The sequence below is a fragment of the Candidatus Thiothrix putei genome (assembly GCA_029972225.1).
GTDB classification, from domain to species: Bacteria; Pseudomonadota; Gammaproteobacteria; order Thiotrichales; family Thiotrichaceae; genus Thiothrix; species Thiothrix putei.
This window is the reverse complement of record CP124756.1, coordinates 1148010-1171823: the sequence shown is the minus strand read 5'-3', so window position 1 is coordinate 1171823 and position 23814 is coordinate 1148010. Positions and strand designations below refer to the sequence as shown.

Genomic DNA, 23814 nt, shown 5'->3' with positions numbered 1-23814 from the left:
CCCCATTCCCCCAAGCAGCACGAAATCCCTTAGAGTAGGCGTTACCAGCGACCTATTATCCAAGGGACATCATGCTAGTTGATCTATACCAGAGCCTTCACCACTTTAAAAGTGAATTTTCGCGCCAGCGAGCATGGCTATTGTTTTGCGCCATCATCCTGAGCTTTTTAGCGGCGACCGAGATGAGCGGGGTCACGTCGATGTGCCGTTACTGGTTATCGGATGAACGGGGCTACCATCGGTTGCTCCATTTTTTTCGTGCCGGGTCTTACCATCCTGAGCGGTTACGGGCGAGCTGGCAGCGGTGGGTGTTGTCCCATGCGCCGCTGGTTGAGGTGGCGGGGCGTTTGGTGGTGCTGGGCGACCATACCCATGTGGTTAAGGATGGTGGGCGGATGCCGGGGGTCGTTTCCTTGCGGGAAACCTCGGAAACCCAAAGCAAACCGGACTATTTCCGGGGGCAGTGTTGGGGAGCCGTGGGGTTGTTGGTGGGGAGCCTGTCCGCCTGTTTCTGCCTGCCGCTGAGTTTGCAAATCCATCAGGGGTTTCGGCATTTGGGGGAAGAGGATGCTAACGACCCGACACTCAAACTGGGGACACGGGTGGTGCAGATGGCGTTGTCGTTTGCGCAGGTGAATGACCGCCCGGTGTGGCTGGTGCTGGATGCGTTCTTTGCCACGGCTTCGGTGTTCCGGCTGGCACGCTCGGTTTGGTCGGTGGCGTTACAACAACCACTGGTGCAGGTCATCACCCGCGCTAAAAAGAACTATGTGGCCTACTTCCCTGCGCCACCCAAACCGCCGGGAAGGCGTGGGCGGCAACGCCAGTACGGGATGAAGCTGGTGTTGTGGGAAGCCTTTGACCATGCTGATTTTTTCCGTGAAGTGACCCTGTGCATTTATGGCAAGGAGGAGTCGGTACGCCTGATGTCCCATACCCTGTGGTGGAAACCGTTAGGGCAGCCGCTGCAATTTGTCTGGGCAGTCACTTCCCGTGGCCCCATCCTGCTGATGTGTTCGGATTTGGTGCTGGACGCGGAAACCATCCTCACCCTGTACTGCCGACGCACCCGGATTGAAACCTTGTTTGATGCCCTGAAAAATACCATGGGCGCATTCCGCTTCCACTTCTGGAGCCGTTACCTGCCGCGCCATTCCCGGCGACCTACCGCCAATCGGCATCTCAAAGCCCCCCAAGCACAGCACCTCCCCACGGTGGTGGCCTGCTGGCAGGCAATGGAAACCTTTGTGTTGTGTGCCTGCATCGCCACCGGTTTGCTACAACTGTTTTCCCTCAAGTACCATGAGGGGCTTTGGAAGCAGCAGGTCTTGTATTTGCGCACCCGTTCCCGTGAATTGCCTTCCGAGAACACCGTGCGACAGATTTTAGCACCACTACTGGCACGGCAATTACTGCGCTCTCCCCCCAAAGCCTTCTGGTGGCGAATTAACGCGGCCGTCAACGGCGATGAGGACGATGATAGGCAAACATGAACCGCTAACAGCGGGAAAATACCCATAATCAAGGTGTTAAAACAGCAGTTCAGTAAGGCTGCTGCCTAACATCATGCTTGGTTTTGGGGGAATGTCACGACTGTTGAGTATTTAAAAGCCATGCAGGAAATTAACAAGGTCAGATTCAACCACCTCTGGACACCGCTGCTACGCACGGCATTTTATCAATGTAATCACAAGCTTGAACAAGGAGCGAAGGAATACCGGCAGTTGCAGAATAAACACCCTAATTTTGCGCAGACCAGTCGTAAACTGACACACGATTTCCCGCAACAAACGAACCGCATTATCCAGCAAATCTGGTCACACCTACCCCAGAACTTACGGTAACAGCCAGCCGTTACTTACGGGCGCTACACTATGCTGCTAGAATTTAAACCAGAGTCGTGCAGGACTCTGGTTTAAATTCGTCATAAAAACACAAAAATCCCTCGCAAGTTACAGCTACCGGTTCCCCTGTGTAGCTTTTTTTTAGCTCAAAAGATCAGCCTGTTGCCACGCCATGCTCGCGGGTGGAATGGAACTTGATGTCCGGCCATTTTTCCTGCGCCATTTGCAGGTTGATGCGGGTTGGGGCGATGTAGACCAGTTCCCCAGCATGGTCATAAGCCAGATTCTGCGCCGCTTTAGTCTTGAATTCCTCGAACTTCTTCTCGTTGGTAGATGTGACCCAACGCGCGGTTTGCACGTTCACCCCTTCAAACATGGCATCGACTTTGTATTCGTCTTTCAAACGTTGCGCCACCACGTCGAACTGCAACACACCGACCGCACCGAGAATCAGGTCGTTGTTATTGACGGGTTTGAAAAGCTGGGTTGCGCCCTCTTCGCACAACTGCTCCAAGCCTTTTTGCAGTTGCTTCATTTTCAGCGGGTCGCGGAGTTGCGCACGGCGGAACAGTTCCGGCGCGAAGTTGGGGATGCCAGTGAATTGCAGGTTTTCGCCCATTGTGAAGGTATCGCCAATGCGAATGCTGCCGTGGTTGTGCAAGCCGATAATGTCGCCGGGGTAAGCGTCTTCGACGTGTTCGCGGTCGGATGCCATGAAGGTGAGCGCGTCGGGGATTTTCACATCCTTGCCGATACGGACGTGTTTGACCTTCATGCCCTTTTCAAACTTGCCGGAACAGATGCGCATGAATGCCATACGGTCGCGGTGTTGCGGGTCCATATTCGCTTGGATTTTGAAGACGAAACCGGTGAATGGTTCTTCGGCGGCTTCGACTTTGCGGGTGGTGGTCGGGCGGGCTTGCGGCGCGGGTGCGTTTTCCACGAAACCGTCCAGCAATTCGCGGATGCCGAAGCTGTTTAACGCCGTGCCGAAATAGACCGGGGTGAGCTTGCCGTCGAGGTAGGCTTGCAGGTCGAATTCGTGGCTGGCACCTTTCACCAACTCGATTTCTTCGCGTAATTCGTCGGCTTGCGTGCCGAGCAGTTTGTCGAGTTCGGGGTTGTCTAGCCCTTGAATTTCGTCGTAATCCTGACGGCGTTCGGTGCTGGGTTTATAGAGAATTACTTTGTCGGCGTAGAGGTGGTAAATCCCTTTGAGACGTTTGCCCATGCCGATAGGCCAAGTAATCGGGGCGCATTGGATATTGAGGACGGTTTCGACTTCATCCAGCAACTCGATGGGTTCTTTGCCTTCGCGGTCGAGCTTGTTGATGAAGGTCATGATCGGCGTATCGCGCAGGCGGCACACTTCCATGAGTTTAATGGTGCGTTCTTCGACACCTTTGGCTACGTCGATGACCATGAGGGCGGAATCGACGGCGGTTAAGACGCGGTAGGTGTCTTCCGAGAAGTCTTCATGCCCCGGCGTGTCGAGCAGGTTAACGATGCGCCCGTCGTAGGGGAACTGCATCACGGATGAGGTGACGGAAATGCCGCGTTCTTTTTCCATCGTCATCCAGTCAGAGGTGGCGTGGCGACCGGCTTTGCGCCCCTTGATCGTGCCTGCAAGCTGGATTGCGCCCCCGAATAGCAGCACTTTTTCGGTCATGGTGGTTTTACCCGCATCCGGGTGGGAAATGATGGCGAAGGTGCGGCGGCGGGCGGTTTCGGTTAGGCGGTCGGTCATGGTGTCCACGGGCTTGGGCTGTTGGAAAGGGGGTGATTATAGCGGAAATTCCCTGCGTGCTACAGTATTCAAAAATGCTGGCATCACACCCACGGACTCACCAACACCAACCCCGGCAGAAAATCAAAATAGGTCACATTGCGCGTTGCCAGCACTGCACCATTAGCCTGCGCAACCGCTGCAATCAGCATATCCTCAATACTCATCGGGCGACCAACTTGCTTTGAATGCAGCGCAATAGCCACGTAAAACGATGAAACGTGGCAGGCATAATCCAGACAACGCCCCTCAAACATCGCAAACACTTCGACAGCCGCATCCGCCAAGTGCTGCTTGCGTTTGCCGTCTGCCAGCAATGCGATACCCCATTCCACCTCACCCTTGCTAATGGCGGAAAAATACAAATCCGTATCCAGTTGCTGATCTGCCCATGCCAAGACATTGGGTTCAGGCTTTGCCTTCATCAACTCGGAAATGACATTGGTATCCAGTAAGATCATGCCTGATCACCAGAAAAATCAGGGGCAGCACGTGGGCTAGAACGCACCGGCAACACTAAATCAACGCCCCCCGTCAACGCCATTACCCGCTGGTGTACACGTGTTCCAAAACCTTTTTGCGGAGTCTGTGGCGACAAAATTTGTTGCAGGATGCGGCGTACTTCCTCCTCCATCGACAAGCCATGTTGCGCGGCACGGATGCGCAATTGCGCCTTAAGATCATCATCCAAATTACGGATCGTTAGCATTGCCATAACGAATACCTCATACAGTGTGTGTATTAAACATTGTAGGCAACGCATTCATTGTATGCAATTTTTCCCGAAAATACTCCGCCGGAAAGTCATCCACCCGCACCGCATTTCACAGTATGCGCTGCTAACTAACCCGACTTGATTAGCTTGTGTACCGTGGGGGAAAGAATCGGAGGATTGAGAAGTGGTATCGGTGGGTGTAGGCTACTTTGATTATCGCCAGCAAGGCTGGCTCCTACAGGGGACTGTCATGGAAAATGCTTTAGAAGAACGCTTTATCAATATTTCTTTCCCTATCAGACGCGATATTTTAGCGTCGCTTAAGGAGGACAAGGATGAATTCATCCGGGACATCCTCTTCTCGTCAGCCCTGCTATTTTACCGCAAGCGCAAATTGTCGCTGGGCAAGGCCGCAGAACTGGCTGGCTATGCGAAGCTGGATTTCATCGAAAAGCTGCAACGGGAAGGGGAACCTGTGTTTGATTATACGGATAAGGAAATTGATGATATTTTTGCAGATGCCAAACAATTATGACCATAACTGTCTGTAACAGCACCCCGATCATTTCGCTCAGTTCGGTTGGCAGACTTGATTTGCTGCGGGATGTTTTTGGTGAAATCATCATCGCTGAAGCGGTTTATCGGGAAATCAAGGCAAAGCAATCTTACGGCTATCGGGAAATTGATGCCGATTTTATTACTGTATGTGCAGTACAGGATATGGCAGAACGCAGCCGTTTGCGGGAAGAGCTGGATCATGGTGAGGCAGAAACCATTCTTCTAGCAAAAGAGATACAGGCTACCAGAGTCATCATTGATGAAAACATTGGCTATGCTATTGCCCGCCGAGAAGGGTTGCATGTTGTCAGGACGCTATCGATTCTGTTGAAAGCGAAAGATGAAGGTTCAATTGTGGCAGTGAAGCCAATTCTGGATGAAATGATTGCCAAAGGTCGGTGGTATTCACAATCGGTTTATCTGGCTGTGCTAGAACGAGCGGGTGAAACTTGATGAAACACCATCTAAAAATTGAGAAGTCGCAACAACAAATATGGCGCTTTGCTAAATTCTCAAAGAGACATACTTTTCACTAACTCAAGACTGGTAACAAAAGCAATGAAAAATAGGAAAAGTACATATCAAACTCTCATATTGAGTATGATATTAGGAATATTGATTGGCCTAGCATTAATAAAAATCAACTCTATTTATATAGCATTTACACTCACAGTTCTAATCCTATTAACAAGCATAGCTCATAAGCAATCCATTCAATACAAAACAGAATCACTCTCTGCCATTTCAAGAAAAATACTTCTTAACATATTAAAAATGATAATAAATTTTAATATAAAACTACTTTATATTTTAATGGTAATGATGTTGGCATTACTTATTATTTTAGTGACAAAAGACATGGCGATACCAATATTAAAAGACACTATTACTTTAATAGTAGTTGTCATGTTGACTACTTTGTTCTCAATCTTATTTTTGAACCCCATAGCACAAAGATTAGGATTAGTCGATAATTTCAACAAAGACAGAAAATATCACAGCGGATCAATTACATTAATTGGAGGAACATCAATTTATATTGGCATAGTAATTGGTGTTTTTTTGTTTATGACACTTGATTCTAACTCTCTGACCTATCTTGTGTGTAGTAGCTTAATTGTTGTCCTAGGGGTAGTTGATGATGCAAAAGATTTGTCAGCTAAATTCCGATTGCTCGTACAAAGTCTGGTGGCTGTGCTAATGTGCGTGGGGAGTGATAATTACATTCATAATCTGGGAAATATTCTAAGTTTTGGTGAGGTGAATTTGGGAGCACTGGGCTATGCAGTGACGGTATTGGCGGTCATTGCTGCTATTAATGCCTATAATATGATTGATGGTATTGATGGCTTACTTGGAACTACCGCACTCGTGACATTTGTTAGCATGGGTTTCCTATTCTTCCTAAGTGCCGATATAACAAACATGAAGCTGACTTTAATCTTAGCTAGTGCGTTAATACCTTACTTAATTTCTAATTTGTCGATAAATCAGAAATTATTGCCAAAGATTTTTATGGGCGATACCGGCTCAATGTTGATTGGATTTACTGTGGTGTGGCTGCTTATCCAAGGATCACAGCCACAGGCAGAAGGCAAACTGAGTTTTTCCGCTACCACCGCCTTATGGCTGATTGCTGTTCCTTTGATGGACATGGCGAGAGTGATCATCGTTAGACTCATTCATGGGCAATCACCCCTAAAGGCAGATCGTACACATCTTCATCATATTCTATTGCAACTCGGGCATGATAAGCGCATGGCACTTTTGAGAATTTTCACTTTATCGGCATTTTTTGCAGTTTTAGGTATAGCAATGCATGTTGGTCATTTTCAAGATGTTACTAATTTCTTAACCTTCCTAATGGGTTTTGCACTGTATTTCTGGCGGATTAGGACTCTATCAAAAAGACTCTTATAAATATATGTATTATGGAAATAATTACAATACCAAACAAAATACCTAGTATTATTTGGCTTGCTTTATCAATTGACCAAAAACCATCATCACTCATGCCACTAAAACCAGACGATACAAGCTGCTTCTGTGTTTCAATAGACAAATCAGCCCAGGAAAATGGAAGTTCAATACCTAACGGCTTTTCATTTTTTGCGGGTACTATTGAACTCACAACTTGACAGGAATATGGCTGCATTCTACTTTCAACAACCTCTGAAAGATCGGAATTACACCATAAAGCATAAATTTTTTTAGCCGCTTTTTCAGGATCTATCCACATTTCTAACAGAGCAATATCTAACTCCAATAGCTTTTGTCTACGTGAATCAGACCAAGGACGATGAGGAGTCTCCTGCTTTAACAACTGAACATTAATATCAACATTACGCTTTATCCAAAAGTCTAAAATTTTATAAAAATCATTGTTATCAATTAATGCCATTTTTGAAAAATCTTGCATCAAACTCATTCTACTCTTTTCAAAATCTAGTCCAAAGCTAGTTTTCTCAGCATATCGCTGTAACTCATCATAAAACCATATGCAATTCAGTTTCAATATCTCATGCAAAGCTCGTATTTCATCCTCCATAACTTGGCGTTCAGGTAATGAACATGCCACTGCCAGACGATGTAAATCATCAAATATATTTAAATTATTTACTTTAGCATAATGAATTTTACCAGCAATCCAATCTCCTATTTGATTTGGCAATAAACATCTTACTCCATCATCAGCAATGAGCTTACATATATCTAACCCATGAGAATCACAATTAACAAATGCTAAATTATCCATTTTAGAAATCGCCTGAAAAGCTGCATCTCTTCCTGATCGCATCCACAATAAACTATCAGAATCACAAAAAACCAATATTAAATCTGAATCATTAAAATGTTGTTGCCTTGCTGATAATGACCATATAACCTCGCCTCGTTGGTTATTCACGAAGGATAGACCCCCTCGAAAATACCCTCTATCAAAATGGATATTCATGTTTTTTAATAATATTGAAATTTCATCTACTAAATTAAACAGATTAGAGTTTTGACTAAACTGATCCTGCCATAACCAAAGCTTTTTTTGATGAGTAGGATGATTGAAACAAATAGCTGGCATACCCTTTATCGCTGAGAGGCGAACAGTCTCATCCATACTTAATGATGCAGACAAATCATTATTAATATAGCATTCAATTTCCCACTCAATCTTTTTTCTTGACGTAGCATCAAGTAAATAGGTTTTCAATCCATTTGTTACGGGTGGAATAAATGATTTACCGTGATGATTAATTTTAACAAGCATTGCTGGTTCTATGTTTATATTTTTATAAATTTTTAAGCTCAAAACAACTAAACATATCAGACTCAACACCAACAATATGAAATCAATATTATTCTCAGTATCAAAATTAGAAACATTATTTACTGGTTGTACTATATTATTCTCAAACATCCCCCATCCACTAAAAATAACGAAAAAAACAACTGTCAAAAACACAAGAATATACAGACTTTTATCTTTAGACTTTTTTTGTTTCAAATCCATGTGATGAGTTTTCACCTCTTGTCCTAGGGTGCTACTCGCATCAATAATTATTTGGTTATCATACATACTTACAGAGGCATTCATTTCGTATGGAATCAGTTGATCGAATACATTTTTTATAATATCAAACTGAAATTCATTTTTAGCCAGAACAGATTGCAGAACACTTAAAAGATCTATACGTGATAAATGCGGCATTCGAGAGAAAATTGCTTGCATTTTTCGTACTTCAGATAGCCCAACATACACACCTCGTAAACGTACATGTTCCAAAAAAACCTCCAGACTAATGTTGTATTGCATCTAGCCTCCTAGAAATTGATAATCATCATAATCTTTAATCAAACAAGCAAGCGCTGGTAATAGTTTCAATGGCACATCGTCTTTTAATTGATTAATTTTAACCCCTTGTGCTGACAAAACACTTAGCCATAAAAGTAATTCTGCTGCTCCTGGCTTTTTACTTAATTGTGGAATACTACGAATTTCATAAAATCGTCTTAATGCTATATTCTGTACACTTTGATCTAAATAGGGAAATGTACTCTGCCAAGCAGTCATAATATCCAACAGCAAATCTTTAGTTAAAACAATATTAAACACTATACATCGACGCAGAAAAGCATCAGGTAAACGCCGCTCTCCATTACTTGTAATAATTGTAATAGGAGGCATTCCTCTGCGGGAAATATATTTCCCACCATGAAATGGATGTTCAAATTTATTTTGATCTAACTCTTGCAATAAATCATTTGGAAAGTCGCGTGGTGCTTTATCAATTTCATCAATCAACAAAACACACTCACTCTCACACTCATAGGCTTTCCATAAAACCCCCTGCTTCAAATATTTTGGCTGTGAACGCCAGTCAAACTCATTATCATATAATACATTCTCATCAGCTTCTGTATACTTAGCCAAGTAAGCATCTCGCAAATAAGCTACTGCATCAAAATCATATCTCATGTCTGCTGCTTTACTATTAGAATGAACTTGGTAAGCAAACAATGGGATTTTAAAAAATCTACGAATAAACCATGCCACCTGTGTTTTTCCTGTTCCAGGTTCTCCTGTTAACAATAAAGGAACTCTGGCAGCTAACATAGCATTGATTACATTCAGTAAATTTTGCGAAGGTTGAAAACGTTCGGCGGCACTATCTAAATCACGTTGTTCCACAACAGAGACACTGGCAGCTAATGCTTTCAATTTATCAGCAAGATGCTCCTCATCATGTTTTTTCCAATCCACTGGTTTATTAATAATATTAAAAAAATCATTCATTTAAAAAATACTCCATATAATTACATTGATATTGCTGCCAAATCAGATTCACTGTTCCATCAAAAACCCCATTAGTTTTAGAAACAACCCATTGCGCAAATCCCCACGAATCGACATTGAAATCTTTTAATCTTAATTCACCCCGCCAATAACCTTGATTAGCATCAAGAAAATCACTAATATCACCAGCATCTAGCCTGCCAAGTCCCTCTTTGATAATAATAGGCTCAATAGAAGAGCCTTTTAGATTACGAAGATGTCTTAAAGCATTGTTTCCCAATGACTGTACATCCTGTACACTTTTCTCATCCTGTACCTGTATACAAATAGCATTTAACAAAACCACTTCATCCAAGCTAACATGAGAGAAGTATTCATTTATAACTCTTCCCAAAACCTTTATCCACTCAGACACTGAGGATTCTTGGCTCTTATTAATCAATAAGAACCAATTTAAAAATACACAACATTTTTGTTCATTCAAACCTCGTTTTTTCAATTCATGTTTAATTACTTCTTCAGCATTTGGAAAACGAAATAATATCCCCTGAACAATAGCATCATCTAGCATATTGTAAACATATTGATCTAATGAGTTAACATATTTACCGGAGCCATCAATATCTAAATTAAAATAAAATTGTATAGTAGGAATACTATTTTCTCTATCTCCCCACTGAAGTCGATATTGAACTTGTGCTGGTACGTCATGCGGACAAGCATTTACATCCCCCGTCACAAGATAAGCACTTAGTGAAATACGCTGAGATAAGTGTGTAGAAACCACACTAGCCACATGATGTTTTAATGATTCACGTCCTAATATAACCTTCAATAATGCAGCTTTTAATATAAGTGCGTATTTGTTTTTATGATCAACTACTTGAACCCAAGGGCTTCTTCCAGTAACCCACACAAAGTTATGCACACCAAGATTATCCTTATTGGTTTCTTTTAATATCGAATCAATAAAATCTCCATTTTTAGATGAAATTTTATTTAATACTTTTTCAAAATCCCCATCAAAATCTCCTGATTTTTTATTAGGTCTAGATGTGGTTTGAATCCACACTATTCGAGAAGACTTTATTAATAAAGAAGGATAATGACTTAGACAATCACCGATTAAAAACATTACTACAACTGGAGGCTTTTCTAAACCCTCTATTAACAAACCAAAATACTCCAAAGAAATAGAGTTCTCTCTGTCTATACCATAATCCAACTCTAGAAATACGCCATTAAATCTTGAGAACACATAAATCAAATCAGGTTTATGAAGCTGCAATTCACGCTTCAATGCGAACGGACTAGTAACACGTGGTATTACATGAATATTTAAATATGCCTCAAAAAAGCGTTGAACCAGTGCATAATGTCGGTCACCTGCAATTTCATGTCGCTGGTGAGACGGAATAACCAACAACGGTGTATTTAGCGTAAGACTGAAAAACTTTGGGGAATAACTGCGGACTGCACCTATCTCCACTATCCAGCCTATTTCTAATAGTGGAACTCCAGTTTGCGGATGCGGCAAACGATGCCACGGCAACAGGGCAAGCTCAGGGTCATCGGTCAGGATGCGCACCCGACCTTTGATACCGTCTATTGCTTGCTCACCCAATAACCAAATCGCCAGTGGTAGCAACTGTTCCGGCGTAGCGTCGATACCCGGCAGCCCAGCACAAAACAAAGTGCTGATATTGCGCCCATCATCCTCTGCTTGTAGCTCATTACCCCGCCTCGTCAGCACCCACGACAACCAAACATCATACCCCTCACGCTGCTCCCTTGTAGGAGCCTGCCCCGCAGGCGATTCTTTCCCTGTTTCAATAAAATCAGAAGAATCGCCAGCGGGGCTGGCTCCTACGGGGGAAATATTACCGAGGGCATCCATGATGATGGCATCCATCTGTTGCACATCATCATAAACATATTCACGGTAATTGAAGGTACAAATGGCTTGTGGCAATTCAACTCGCCCGGAATGCGCCCCCGGATATACCGGCAAAATGGGGAAACGCTTACCAAGATTTTGGTCATTTAGATGACGGTCAAGAGCAATACCGATTTCATACGCCACATAAGCCCGAATTGGCTCACGCGGCATGAACAGCAAAAACGCGCAGGTATCCGGGTGATTGATATTCGCCGCAAACTGATTGACATACTGAACACCATGCTCAAGGTTAGTTTTGTCCAACCACACTTGCAGGTTATGAGCTTGAGCTAATGGACGCTTTACCAATGCCTCAGCAAAACGCATTAATTCCGGCTTGTCGGTGCTATTGTGGCTTAGAAAAATATAACGAGGTTTGGTCATGTAGAATCCAGCATCAGGTTTTGTCCCTACCGCTGGATACTATCAGCATATTCGCAACACTCCCATGCCTAATCACCGGCAAAATCAGGCGCAGCACGCGGGAGAGAACGCACCGGTAAAGGCAGATCATCCGTGAGTGTATTCAGCCCTGAATATTCTCTTTTCCGAAAATACTCCGCTGGAAAATCATCCACCCGCACCGCATTCGCCGTTGCCCGCCGTGCCGCCAGCAATTTTTCCACGCTAAACTTATCCAGCAGACCTTTCTCCCCTGCCTCCACAATCGCCGCTGCGACCGTATGCGCCACCAATTTGCCTTCTTTCATCAGCTTGCGTAACTGCTTTTCCAGCGTTGCTGCTGCCAGTGTTTTATGCAAAGCATCCTCAATCCGCCCCATCCGATCCGCCGGGTCGTTGGTAATGTAAATCCCCGCCGTCAAACGGTCGCGGGTGGCAGAAGGCTCCAGCGCTAACCGCGCCACTTGGTGAATCAAGGTATCATTCGGTGGGCTAAACGGCTTGCCATACGGGAACATCAAGGTACGCAACGTTTTCGCCAGCCAAGGATGCGGTAAATTATGAAAGGCCGCTAACATCGCCTGTTGCGCCCGGTGAATCGTCAGTTTGCAAGCGTATTCCATCAATGGCACATCGGCTTCCGGCTCGCCCTCCTCCTCAAAATGCTTGAGCACCGCCGAACACAGGTAGAGATTGGCAAGAATATCCGCCATGCGCCCCGACAAACGTTCGCGCCGTTTCAAATTCCCCCCTAAAGACAGTGCGGCATAATCGGCGAGTAAGGCAAACTGGCTGCTCAGACGGCTTAAGTGACGGTAATAATGGCGTGTCAGTGGCGAACCCGATACCACAAAACGCGCATTGCTCAACCCATACCACACACTACGCCCCAGATTACTGGCAAGGTGTTTGACATGCCCCATGAATGCCGTATCGAATGCCGCCACATCATCCGCCTTGGCAGCCTGAATTTCCTTCAGCAACCAAGGGTGGCAACGCATGGCTCCCTGCCCGAACACAATCAGCGAACGGGTGAGGATATTCGCGCCTTCCACCGTAATCCCAATGGGAATCGACTGGTAAGCCCGCGCCAAGTAGTTAGAAGGCCCCATGCAAATGCCCGCCCCGCCGGAAATATCCATCGCATCATTGATCAGCCGCCGCATCCGCTCGGTCAACTGGTATTTCAATAAAGCGGTGATGACGGCGGGGCGTTGCCCTTGGTCAATCGCGGTGGCGGTGAGAATACGCCCCGCATCCATCAAATACGTGTTACCGAGAATACGCGCCAGTGGCTCTTCCACCCCTTCAAAATGCCCAATCGGCATTCCAAATTGCTGACGAACCCGTGCATAAGCGCCGGTATAACGCGCTGCCACTTTCGCAGCCCCCGTTGACAGTGCAGGCAAGGAAATACCACGCCCTTCACCCAAGCATTCCACCAACATGCGCCAGCCTTTGCCAGCCTGTGCTTGCCCACCGATCAACCAATCCATGGGAATAAAGACATCGCGCCCGTAATTGGGGCCATTTTGGAACGGAATATCCAAGGGGTAGTGGCGCGTGCCAATCACCACACCGAGGTGATTGGTGGGAATCAACGCCACGCTAATCCCCAGCGTTTCCTTATCGCCCAGCAAATGCTCAGGGTCATACAATTGGAAAGCCAACCCCAGCAACGTCGCCACTGGCCCCAGAGTGATGTAACGTTTCTCCCAATTCAAACGAATGCCCAACACCGCTGTTTCGTCATTGAAATCCTGGCGGCAGACGATCCCGCTATCAGGAATCGAACTGGCATCACTCCCTGCTTCCGGCCCCGTTAGCCCGAAACATGGCAATTCACGCCCATCTGCCAAACGTGGCAGGTAATAATCCTTTTGCGCCTGTGTCCCGTATTTCAGCAACAATTCAGCGGAGCCAAGCGAATTGGGAACCATCACGGTGACGGCAGCCGTCACACTACGGCTGGAAATTTTCATGACGACTTGCGAATGAGCGAGTGCGGAAAAGCCCAAACCGCCGTACTCCTTGGGAATAATCATGCCCAGAAAACGTTGTTGCTTGATGAAATCCCAAATATCTGGCGGCAGGTCGTACAGTTCGTGCGTGATTTGCCAGTCATCCAAACGGCGGCACAGTTCTTCCACCGGCCCATCCAGAAAAGCCTGTTCCTCAACCGTTAATTTGCTAATAGAGAGATCGTGCAAACGACACCAATCCGGCTTGCCGGAAAAGAGTTCGGAGTCCCACCAGACGTTGCCGCTGTCCAGTGCGTCCTGTTCCGTCTGCGAGATTGGCGGCAATTGCTGTTTCATCAGGCGCATAACGGGGCGACTGAGATACTGCTGTCGGTATTTTGTTAGCCAACTCATGGGAATCCTCCTTATCTTGATGCCAAGGCAAAGTACGGTACGCCGGTTCGTGACCTGTATTCCATGCCGGGTATTTGATGACCGTAAAGTAGGGTGAGTAGTCAAAATCGCTGGGCGTAATCAGGCGGAAATTGCGCTCATAAAAGCGTACTTCATCTTGTTGCGCGTTATGCACAATCGGCAGAATGGGGTAATGCACTTGCTGGAAACACCGCGCAATCATGCTGGAACACACAATGTGCGTCGGTTGCCCCGCATTGTGTTGAAATAAACTCGACCGCCAGCAACGCGGCAAAATCGCATAGGGGAAAATAAACCGCGCCAAATCCAATAATTGGCGCACGTCATAACCCATACCAAGGTGTTCGATCCCGAAATTCACCACCTTATCTGCATCTTGCCATGTCAAACTCGCAGGGCGGCAAATGCGTAAATGCTCTTTGCGATAATGACGTAACGGCGTCACCACCGTACCTTTGCCAAGCAGGGATTCGATTACCAATGGCTCACTCAAATCACCGTCATAATAAGCAGCAAGGCGAGAACGCGCTTTGGGATCACGGATGTCATTCAGCCGCCCGACGTATAAAGCGGCATGAGTCCAGGGCGACAGCACCACGGTTTGGATAACTTTGCTGACACGCGATTGCCCCGCAAACAGAATAACGTCAGCCGGACGGATTTCACGTTCGAGGAACTCAAAATTACACAGGGCGCTGAAGTCTTCTTCGCGGGGGATGGTATTGAGCCACTCAATACCTCTATTCCATAACCAGTCGGTGAAACGCATAGCTCACTCCTACGGTGTTCCGCAGGCACAGGCTAGAAGAAGTGCCTGCTGGAATACGCTGTTATTGACATATACTACAATTCCATGCTTATAGATGCTATTGACCTGCAAATTAGTGATTTAATTCCCATTTAGCATAGAAATCAGACAGAAAAAAGTAGTGAATTCGCGGCGAGTAATAAAATCAACGGTATTCCACCAAATCCTCTAAAGTCTGCCGCAACTTCGGCGGCTGTTCACCCGCACGATAACCAAACGCCACCACCACTGCCACACCGTACTGACTCGTATCAACACCCAACAACGTTTCCACTCCCACTTTCGAGAAGCCTTCAATCGGGCAAGAATCAATCCCCAAACTTGCCGCCCCCGTCATCATGTTCGCCAGCGCGATATAACACTGTTTGGAACTCCAAGCGAAGGTGTTCAAATACGGCTTTATTTCGCTGTCATTGTGCGCCGCATAACGTGCCAAATACGCCTGCTCGGCATCGGCGGGCAAACCGCGCCGCCCAAACAAACGTTGCACATACTCACTGTACGGCTCGACCGCAGCAGTTTTCGCCAGAATCACCACCACATGGCTGCTTTCGGTAATTTGCGGCTGATTCCAGCAAGCTTCGCGCAATTTTTCACGCAATTCCGGCGTTTGTACTACCACAAAATGCCAGTGTTCCATCCCGAAAGATGACGGCGACAAACGCCCGAACTCCAGAATCTGTTGGAACTCATCCGCCGGAATCTGGCGATTCGGGTCGAACTTTTTACAGGCATGGCGGAACATCATCGCTTGCAGGAATGGCTGCATGGTTAAAACTCCTTAACTTAAAACGGTTCGCTAAATGCGCTACAGTATAGCCACAGCGTCATACAAGGAAATAGGATAATGATAACGGGATTGTTCAAAGGCTTCGGCTACGTGTTTAGCGGGCTATCACTCATCACACAAAAAGGCATCCGCCCGTTTGTGGTCGTGCCGCTGCTAATCAATATCGTGTTGTTTTCTGGCGGTATTTGGCTAGCAAAATCGCAACTCGACTACTGGATGACACGTCTGCTGCCCAACTGGTTGACATGGCTGGAATGGTTGCTGTGGCCTGTGTTCGCCGTGCTGATTTTCTTCGTGGTATTTTACGTGTTTTCCATCGTCGCGAATATTCTCGCCGCCCCCTTCAACTCGGTACTAGCAGAGCGGGTAGAAGCGCGTCTTAACGGGCAACCCGTCCCCGAATTTGAAGGCTACAAAAGCCTGCCCGCACTGATCGTGCGCACCTTCCGCAGCGAACTCGGCAAGCTGTGGTACATGGGTAAGTGGTTCATCCTGCTGCTGATTATCACCGTGATTCCGGTAGTCAATATCATCGCACCCGTGGCGTGGACGCTGTTTGGCGCATGGATGCTGGCGATTGAATACGCCGACTACCCGATGGGCAACCACAACTTATTTTTCAAGGATGAGCTGGTGGCGTTGAAGAAAAATCGCGGCGAAGCGTTAGGATTTGGGTGGTTGTTATCGCTGATGACGGCGATTCCAGTGCTGAATTTCTTTGCCATGCCCGTTGGGGTTGCGGGTGGCACAGCGTTGTGGGTGAATAGGCTATCTCAGAACCGACAATAAAGCATAGAGAGTAAGCCTGATGCCGCATCCCTTGTGGCTATACCACACAGAATGCGGCAGCCCCCATCATAATGCGGGTTCAAGCATTTGATCCGTTAGGGCTTGGCAATCAAACAAAGCTCGAATACGGTGTTGCGTATCTTTATAATTTAATCCACCAGCAGGATGCTTGACACATCCTACATAAGTCGAGCCACCATCATTACGCTTATAAATGAAGGTTTCATAATCATTAATATCCTGTACTGAGCGATTTAAATCAGGCAATGCCCCGCATAAAGAAAACCCAAAAGCAATACAAAAATCGGGTTTCAACTCATCTAAAACATTAATGAATAGCTGCTTTGCCTCTTCCCACTGCGGGCTAGTGGGTCTCATCCTTGGCTTGTCACCAACGAATCCTTGAATGTAGTTATAGAATGCCACGGAATTCCAGAAATCAATCCTTTCCTTATCTGATACATCCCAAGAAGCATTCTTCATCAGCATTGATACAGCAATTTTTAAAAAGAATGCCTTGCCTGCACCATCACCATTCTGTATTCCATACCAGTCCACAACATTTTGGGTGTATTCTACGGTTTCTTCGTCATCATCTGCACCATAGTGAGATTCACCTAAAATCAGAATTTTCCGCCCATGAAAGATTCCGCCATTATGGTAGACTTTTCCCACCCAGGGATGAAATGTTAAATTTTTCATATTGTTATCCATTATTTTGGCGATTTTTTTACTGGCATTAAGAGTATCGCACCTTACAAACCCAAGAAAAGGTAAGCCGACAAAAGGCACGGATAGTAAGCCACTCATTGATTCGTGACACCATTTACATCATGGCGTACATTTTTGTATAGATTTCATGTTTTTCTGGGTCAGCGTTGACAAAAACAATCCTCAGTTCTGGATTGTCCCGATATTTGATTGCCTGCTGCAAAGCAATTTCGGTCGCCTCTTGCAGCGGGAAATGGTAGATTCCCGTCGCAATGGCGGGTATGGCAACACTGGTTATACCCGCTTCGACACAAGCGTTAAAAAGGTTCCGGTACACTTGTCGAAGCATATCAGCCTCACCCTTGTTGCCCCCCATCCAGCGCGGCCCACAAGCGTGAATAATCCAATCGACCCCCTCCAGTTGGAAAGATGGCGTAATCACCACATCACCGACATGGCGCTTGCCCAATGTTTTGCAGTGGTTTTCCAACTCCCTGCCAGCCCGCTTGTGTATCAGCCCACATAACCCGCTGCCTTGTAACAAGCTGATATTGGCAGGGTTAACCATTGCCATTGCGTTTATGTCAAAAATACTGCCACACCTGATTTCAATCATCACCCCCCCTGTAGCACTGTGATCTGATGACTTAACCATGCCATCAACTGTCAGTGTTGACCAGCCAAGCGTTCTTGCGTGGTCAGCGCAATCTTATTCCGTAAGTAAACCGGCTGCGCCTCTTCCGGTGCGGCTGCCCTGCCCGCTTGCCACGCAGCAACAGCTAATGGCAACATAAATTCAGCAGCAGGTAGCGACTCCGTATCCACCCCACTGAATTTATCGCCAAACCGCGATTGCAAAGCATCTGCATACGCTGACCAACCGTGTCCAATCGCAAACCATTCCGTCGTTGCAGGCAATGGCGCATCCGCCGGAGCGCACACTTGCTCCACACCCTGTAACTGCATCAAACCATCTTGCAACGCATATTGCCCCCAATATACCTCACCCATGCGAGCATCCAGCGCCGCCAACACCTGCGTTGCACCGTGTTGCATATACGCTTGCTGCGCCAATGCCGCCAGCGTAGACAACGCAATCACCAGCTTATCCGCCGCCATCGCCAAGCCTTGCGCCACGCCTACGCCAATACGAATGCCGGTAAACGCACCGGGGCCACACCCGACGGCAAGCGCATCGACCTCCGCCAACCGCAGCCCCGCCGCCGCCAGCACTTTCTCCACCATCGGCAAAATCAGTTGGGTATGCGCTCGTGGGGTCAGTTCAAATTCGCAAAAGGTCGCACCATCCGCATACACAGCAGCAGAACAAGCTTCGGTTGAAGTATCAAGGACTAGTAGTTTCATTCAAATTTCCAGCAAAAAAACGTTCCACGATGTCTAACTTCTGGGTACGCGGCATACGCGGCAAACTGTCCAAAAAAGTCTTACCATAACTGCGCGTCCGCAAACGGATGTCGCAAATCATCAGCACCCCGCGATCCTGCTGGTCACGAATCAGCCGCCCCACGCCCTGCTTCAAGGTAATCACCGCCTGCGGAATCTGGTATTCACCGAACGGATTACCGCCGCGTTTGCGAATACTGTCCAGCCGCGCCTCCATCACCGGATCGTTGGGGGCAGCAAACGGTAGCTTGTCGATAATCACGCAACTCAACGCTTCACCGCGCACATCCACGCCTTCCCAGAAACTCGCCGTACCTAACAAGACCGCATTGCCCAACTCGCGAAAGCGCTCAATCATATCGCGTTGCGGCGATTCCCCTTGAATCAGCAACGGATATTCAAAACGGTCTTGCAACAATTCCGCCGCTTCATTCAACGCACGATAGCTGGTGAACAGCATAAACGTGCGCCCTCCGCAGGCTTTGATTACTGGAATCGCCGCTTCCACCAACGCGGAAACAAACCCCGCATCCTGCGGTTCAGGCAAGCCTGCCGGTAAATACAGCAACGAGTTATGCCAATAATCAAACGGGCTATCCAGTTGCAAGGTCGTCGCCGTATCCAACCCCATACGCTGGTTGAAATGCTCAAACGATGACCCCACCGCCAACGTTGCCGAGGTCATCACCCAGCTACACGGCAATTCATCCATGCACTTTTTGAACGGCACAGCCACATCCAACGGGGTCGTGGTAATCGCAAAGCCACGGGTAAAGGTTTCAAACCACTGCACGGTATCGGGCGGCGGGTTATGCAAGCGCCCCAGCCGTGCCCGTTGTTCCAGCAAACGCTCGTAACACGACTGCAAGCCTTTGCTCCGTTCTGCCGCATGTTCCAGCAACGCCGCCAAATCAACCAAGCAATCCTGAAGCGCTTGCATGTGCTGGACAATAGCAGGCTTTTGGCTGATGCGTACCCACGGTGCACGCTGCCCCGGTATATCCATTGCCAGCCGCAAATCCAGCACTGCCTTTTCCAAACGATCCAAATGATCGCGGATTTGCGGCATATCCGAAGCATCTGCCAATACCTCTACCAAGGTATCACGCTTCCAGTCATGCAACTGGCGGCTGCTAAACGTATCACTGAAAAATGTTGAAGCGATTTCCGGCAATTGGTGTGCCTCATCCAATACCACGACATTGGCAAGCGGCAATAACTCCCCGAAACCCTCTTCCTTAAGCGCCATATCCGCAAAAAACAGATGATGATTGACCACCACCACATCGGCTTCCTGTGCGGCTCGCCGGGCTTTTACCACGTAACAATCCTGATACTCGTTGCACTCTGCGCCCAAGCAATTCTCAGTGGTAGACGTAACCCGCCCCCAGATTTCAGCATCGTGTGGAACTGCGGACAATTCAGCAATATCACCCTTGCCGGTCAATTCCGACCAATCACGAATCCGGTGCAACCAAGTGACACTTTTACGGTCAGGCAAACGCCCTTCATCCAAAGTAGCTTGCAGACGATGCAAGCACAGGTAGTTTGCACGTCCTTTCAGCAAAGCCGTCTTGACCGCACTTTTCAACGCCTTGCGTACCAAGGGCAAATCTTTGTGGTAAAGCTGATCTTGCAGGGTTTTACTGCCAGTGGAAATGATCACGCGCTCATCACACAACAACGCAGGCGCAAGGTAAGCAAACGTTTTTCCAACCCCAGTACCGGCTTCAATCACCGCAGTGCCTTGCGTTTGCATCACGGTTTGCACCGCTTGCAGCATCGCCTGCTGTTGTGGTCTGGCTTGAAAACCATCAATCAGTTGTGCAAACGGCCCGGATTCACCCAATAAATCCGGCAAATCCAGTCCCGTTGACAGCGTGTCTGACGAACTAATTGAGCTGCTCCTGGTAGGCTTTTGCTTTACTGAGCATATTGACGGCTTGATCATGGTTGCCTTGGCGTTCATTGATTGTTGCCAATTTCATCCATAAATCTGGATTGTCAGCTTCAATGCGCAAGGCTCGCTCAAGGGTATCCGCTGCTTTGTCGAGATTACCCTTAGCCATCTCAGAATCAGCCGTTCTCATCAAGGCTTTGACCGCAGGTGAAGACGGGTAAACCTTAGGGGTTAATACCTCCACAACCTCAGGTGCAGCAGCACTTGTATCCTCAGGCTTAACGACAGGCGCTGGCGGCGTTGGTGGATGGCTTATCACGGGTTTGCTCACCGGTGCAGATTGCGTAATCACCGGTGATGCAGAAGGCTTAGGTTTAGCGGGTACAGGAACGTTAACAGGAGCCTGCTTCACCACCTTAGGCGGAATCACCACTGAGCGGCTACCATAAACGCGATCTTGCAGCACAGTCGGGTTAGGTGAACAAGCAGACAACAGCATGGCTAACAAAGCCGTGAATGCTACGGAACAACGGGGGTTCAGGGTCATATTTACTCTCATCGCATCAAATTATCGATCCAACCGGAGGGGTCAGGCCGTCCTGTAGGTGGTGCAGGCACTGGCGCAGCAGCAGGCGACGCTGGCGTACTAGGCACAACCGGCTCCACAGGTCGCGGCGGTGCACAATAATTGGTTTCTTGGGGCTGTGTCCCTTTGATAAAGGGGGTTCGCACCGACTTACCGCACGCGGGATTAAACCGTAATCCGGTAGCCTGATCAACATCAACCCAGACCAGACGTGAGGAACTGGCGACTTGCAGCGGCTTAGTCGGCAAAACTTTGAATAAGTCTGACCAGACTTTCAACGCCCCTGTACCGCCAGTCATATTAGTAGGCTTGTTATCGTCACGTCCCACCCATACGGTAACGACATGCTGACCCGAAAAGCCTGCAAACCAGCTATCTTTTTTGTCGTTGGTTGTGCCCGTTTTACCTGCCACTTTTTTCCAAGCAGGCAACGTCGAAGCCAGTTCTTTCGCTGTTCCTTCAACGGTCACACGGTGTAAGGCATAAGCCAATAAATCGGCGGCTTCCGGGCTGGCGACTTGCTTGACAGTCAACGGGTAACGGGTTAGCACCTGACCACGCGGATTCATCACACTGCGAATCGCTTTCAGTGGGGAATAGGAACCACCCGACGCCAAGGTTTGGTACATTTGCTGCACATCAATCGGTGCCATTTCCAATGCTCCGAGCAAAATGGAAGGATAAGCCGGTATTTCCTTCGCAATCCCCAAATCATGCAGCGTTTGCACAATAGTATCCAACCCAACTCCCACGCCAACCCGTACTGCCGGGGTATTACGTGACAGTGTAATGGCTTTCAGCAAGGTGACGGCTCCCATGTTGGAACGGTCGTAGTTTTGCGGTTGCCAGAATTTCTTGGAACCCAGTTTCACCGTCACAGGCCCATCGCTGATACGTGTCGCAAGGTTGTATTTTTTGGCGTTCTGCAATGCTGCTAAGTAAATGGCGGGCTTGACCAAGGAACCAATCTGACGTTGTGCCGTTAAAGCACGATTATACCCCGCATAACGGACATCCCTGCTGCCCACCAAGGCCATCACTTCACCGCCCTGGACACTGCTAATGATCAGCGCCCCATTGAGTTTACCCTTCGGAATACGCTCAGCACGTTCCAAACGCTGCACCCGATTTTGCAAGATAGTTTCAGCCGTTAACTGCACAATAGGCTCCATTGCAGTAAAAATCATCAAGCCTTGGCTACGGACATCCTCTTCCTTGTAATCACGCTGCAACTGTTGACGCACCAAATCCAAATAAGCCGGGAATGGGCTATTGCCAGAAGGTTTTTTCTCATTGACACCCAACGGTTGAGCCAGAGCTTCCTGATACACAGCAGGGGTCAACACTTTTTCATTAAGCATGACCTGCAATACCAGATTACGCCGCGCCAATGCCCGATCAGGGTGCAAACGGGGGTCGTAGTAGCCCGCTCCCTTCGCCAAACCAATCAACAAGGCAATTTGGTCAGGTTTCAATTCCCAAACCGGGCGATTGAAGTAAAACTGTGCTGCCAAACCGAAACCGTGAATCGCACGGTCGCCATCTTGCCCCAAATGAATTTCGTTCAGGTAGGCTTCCATAATATCTTGCTTGGTGTAGCGCATTTCCAGCAGGAAAGCCATGGTGGCCTCCTTGAGCTTGCGATGCCAGCTACGTTCGTTGGTCAGATAAAAGTTTTTTACCAACTGCTGTGTCAGGGTACTGCCCCCCTGCACGGTATGGCCTGCCTTGAGGTTAGCAACCAAGGCACGGGCAATCGCCATCGGATTAACACCTTGATGCTCGTAAAACTTTTTGTCTTCAACAGCCACCAAACCACTCAGCAACAGCGGCGGAACATCTTGTTGGCGCACCAATACCCGGTCTTCATTTTGACGCGGGTAGAAATTGCCGATCAATACCGGCTCCAAGCGCATAAGATCCAGCGGGTTTTTACCATCAGCATAAGCGAGCGTTGAAATCTTGCCGTCAGCAACACTCACATTGATGCTACGCGCAGGCTCCTTGTCATCCGCAAACTGGAAACCACGGGTATTGATCACAAACTTGCTGCCTTGCCGCTGGTATTGCCCGGTTTCAACAGGTTTATCAACGGAACGGTAATTAAGTAGCTTCAATTCTTGCTCTAAGTGATCGGCAAATAATTGCTGCCCCTCATAAAGATCTAAAGGCCGCGCAAACACCCGCGCCGGTAACTCCCAACGCCGTCCTTCAAACTGCTCTCGAACTTTTTCGTCCAGCTCCAAGGCGTAGACAATCCCCAATAACAAACCGAGTACCAAGGCGACCAATAGCAGGATACGAAACACCCGCCCAAACAGTGTCATAGCAAACCATAACCCACTGAAGAAACGCCGCAATGCCGATTCCTGTTTTACTTCCTGACTCAAACTATTT

At 47.7% G+C, this 23814-nt stretch carries 20 protein-coding genes and 1 pseudogene; 6 read left to right on the top strand and 15 right to left on the bottom strand.

What is annotated here, in order from left to right; all coding sequences use genetic code 11:
* Nucleotides 1-71: 71 nt before the first annotated feature.
* Both QJT81_06090 and QJT81_06085 read left to right on the top strand, forming a co-directional pair.
* Nucleotides 72-1493, top strand: coding sequence for a transposase (locus QJT81_06090; protein ID WGZ95555.1), 1422 nt, complete (start codon nt 72-74; stop codon nt 1491-1493).
* 120 nt (nt 1494-1613) lie between these two features.
* On the top strand, nt 1614-1844 hold the full coding sequence (locus QJT81_06085; protein WGZ95554.1) for a hypothetical protein: 231 nt from the start codon (nt 1614-1616) through the stop codon (nt 1842-1844).
* 154 nt (nt 1845-1998) lie between these two features.
* Here QJT81_06085 and QJT81_06080 read toward each other — a convergent pair whose 3' ends face one another.
* The 3 genes from QJT81_06080 to QJT81_06070 form a co-directional block, all read right to left on the bottom strand.
* Nucleotides 1999-3591: a peptide chain release factor 3 gene (locus tag QJT81_06080; GenBank protein WGZ96454.1), complete on the bottom strand. Its 1593-nt coding sequence runs from the start codon at nt 3589-3591 to the stop codon at nt 1999-2001.
* An 83-nt stretch (nt 3592-3674) separates the two neighbouring features.
* Complete coding sequence (locus tag QJT81_06075; protein WGZ95553.1) at nt 3675-4091, bottom strand: type II toxin-antitoxin system VapC family toxin; 417 nt, start codon at nt 4089-4091, stop codon at nt 3675-3677.
* Complete coding sequence (locus QJT81_06070) at nt 4088-4345, bottom strand: plasmid stabilization protein (protein WGZ95552.1); 258 nt, start codon at nt 4343-4345, stop codon at nt 4088-4090. Before QJT81_06070 ends, QJT81_06075 begins: the two co-directional genes overlap by 4 nt.
* A gap of 250 nt (nt 4346-4595) precedes the next feature.
* On the opposite strand from QJT81_06070, the gene QJT81_06065 reads away from it, so the two are divergent.
* From QJT81_06065 to wecA, 3 genes are all read left to right on the top strand, one after another.
* Nucleotides 4596-4880, top strand: coding sequence for a UPF0175 family protein (locus tag QJT81_06065; protein ID WGZ95551.1), 285 nt, complete (start codon nt 4596-4598; stop codon nt 4878-4880).
* On the top strand, nt 4877-5356 hold the full coding sequence (locus QJT81_06060) for a DUF3368 domain-containing protein (protein ID WGZ95550.1): 480 nt from the start codon (nt 4877-4879) through the stop codon (nt 5354-5356). The genes QJT81_06065 and QJT81_06060 overlap by 4 nt, the downstream gene beginning before the upstream one ends.
* A 162-nt stretch (nt 5357-5518) precedes the next feature.
* On the top strand, nt 5519-6823 hold the full coding sequence (gene wecA, locus QJT81_06055; GenBank protein ID WGZ95549.1) for a UDP-N-acetylglucosamine--undecaprenyl-phosphate N-acetylglucosaminephosphotransferase: 1305 nt from the start codon (nt 5519-5521) through the stop codon (nt 6821-6823).
* Here wecA and QJT81_06050 read toward each other — a convergent pair.
* The 6 genes and pseudogenes from QJT81_06050 to QJT81_06025 form a co-directional block, all read right to left on the bottom strand.
* A complete protein-coding gene (locus tag QJT81_06050; GenBank protein ID WGZ95548.1) occupies nt 6795-8711 on the bottom strand; it encodes a hypothetical protein in 1917 nt (638 codons plus the stop codon). The genes wecA and QJT81_06050 overlap by 29 nt on opposite strands.
* Nucleotides 8712-9692 carry a MoxR family ATPase gene (locus tag QJT81_06045; protein WGZ95547.1) on the bottom strand — a complete coding sequence of 327 codons (981 nt, stop codon included), beginning with the start codon at nt 9690-9692 and terminating at the stop codon, nt 8712-8714. It abuts the gene before it with no gap.
* Nucleotides 9685-12015, bottom strand: coding sequence for a toll/interleukin-1 receptor domain-containing protein (locus QJT81_06040; GenBank protein WGZ95546.1), 2331 nt, complete (start codon nt 12013-12015; stop codon nt 9685-9687). Before QJT81_06040 ends, QJT81_06045 begins: the two co-directional genes overlap by 8 nt.
* 68 nt (nt 12016-12083) lie before the next feature.
* Nucleotides 12084-14408, bottom strand: a complete 2325-nt coding sequence (locus tag QJT81_06035) for an acyl-CoA dehydrogenase (protein WGZ95545.1) — start codon at nt 14406-14408, stop codon at nt 12084-12086.
* A gap of 397 nt (nt 14409-14805) precedes the next feature.
* A pseudogene (locus QJT81_06030) lies at nt 14806-15198 on the bottom strand (hypothetical protein).
* Between the two features lie 184 nt (nt 15199-15382).
* Entirely contained in the window at nt 15383-16006 is a 624-nt protein-coding gene (locus QJT81_06025) for an NAD(P)H-dependent oxidoreductase (protein WGZ95544.1), read from the bottom strand.
* Nucleotides 16007-16084: 78 nt separating this feature from the next.
* Here QJT81_06025 and cysZ point away from each other — a divergent pair, with 78 nt between their 5' ends.
* Entirely contained in the window at nt 16085-16816 is a 732-nt protein-coding gene (cysZ, locus tag QJT81_06020) for a sulfate transporter CysZ (protein WGZ95543.1), read from the top strand.
* Between the two features lie 66 nt (nt 16817-16882).
* Here the strand turns inward: cysZ and QJT81_06015 are convergent, their stop codons facing one another.
* From QJT81_06015 to mrcB, 6 genes are read right to left on the bottom strand one after another with little or no spacing between them, the layout of a single operon-like run.
* Nucleotides 16883-17626 carry a hypothetical protein gene (locus tag QJT81_06015; GenBank protein ID WGZ95542.1) on the bottom strand — a complete coding sequence of 248 codons (744 nt, stop codon included), beginning with the start codon at nt 17624-17626 and terminating at the stop codon, nt 16883-16885.
* A gap of 16 nt (nt 17627-17642) precedes the next feature.
* Nucleotides 17643-18143, bottom strand: a complete 501-nt coding sequence (locus QJT81_06010; protein ID WGZ95541.1) for a macro domain-containing protein — start codon at nt 18141-18143, stop codon at nt 17643-17645.
* 50 nt (nt 18144-18193) lie between these two features.
* Entirely contained in the window at nt 18194-18892 is a 699-nt protein-coding gene (tsaB, locus tag QJT81_06005) for a tRNA (adenosine(37)-N6)-threonylcarbamoyltransferase complex dimerization subunit type 1 TsaB (protein ID WGZ95540.1), read from the bottom strand.
* The gene (locus QJT81_06000; GenBank protein WGZ95539.1) at nt 18873-20792 is read right to left on the bottom strand and encodes an ATP-dependent DNA helicase; all 1920 of its coding nucleotides are present in this window, start codon (nt 20790-20792) and stop codon (nt 18873-18875) included. Before QJT81_06000 ends, tsaB begins: the two co-directional genes overlap by 20 nt.
* A gap of 31 nt (nt 20793-20823) precedes the next feature.
* The gene (locus tag QJT81_05995; GenBank protein ID WGZ95538.1) at nt 20824-21378 is read right to left on the bottom strand and encodes a tetratricopeptide repeat protein; all 555 of its coding nucleotides are present in this window, start codon (nt 21376-21378) and stop codon (nt 20824-20826) included.
* Nucleotides 21379-21386: 8 nt separating this feature from the next.
* Nucleotides 21387-23807: a penicillin-binding protein 1B gene (gene mrcB / locus QJT81_05990; protein ID WGZ95537.1), complete on the bottom strand. Its 2421-nt coding sequence runs from the start codon at nt 23805-23807 to the stop codon at nt 21387-21389.
* Nucleotides 23808-23814 lie beyond the last annotated feature (7 nt).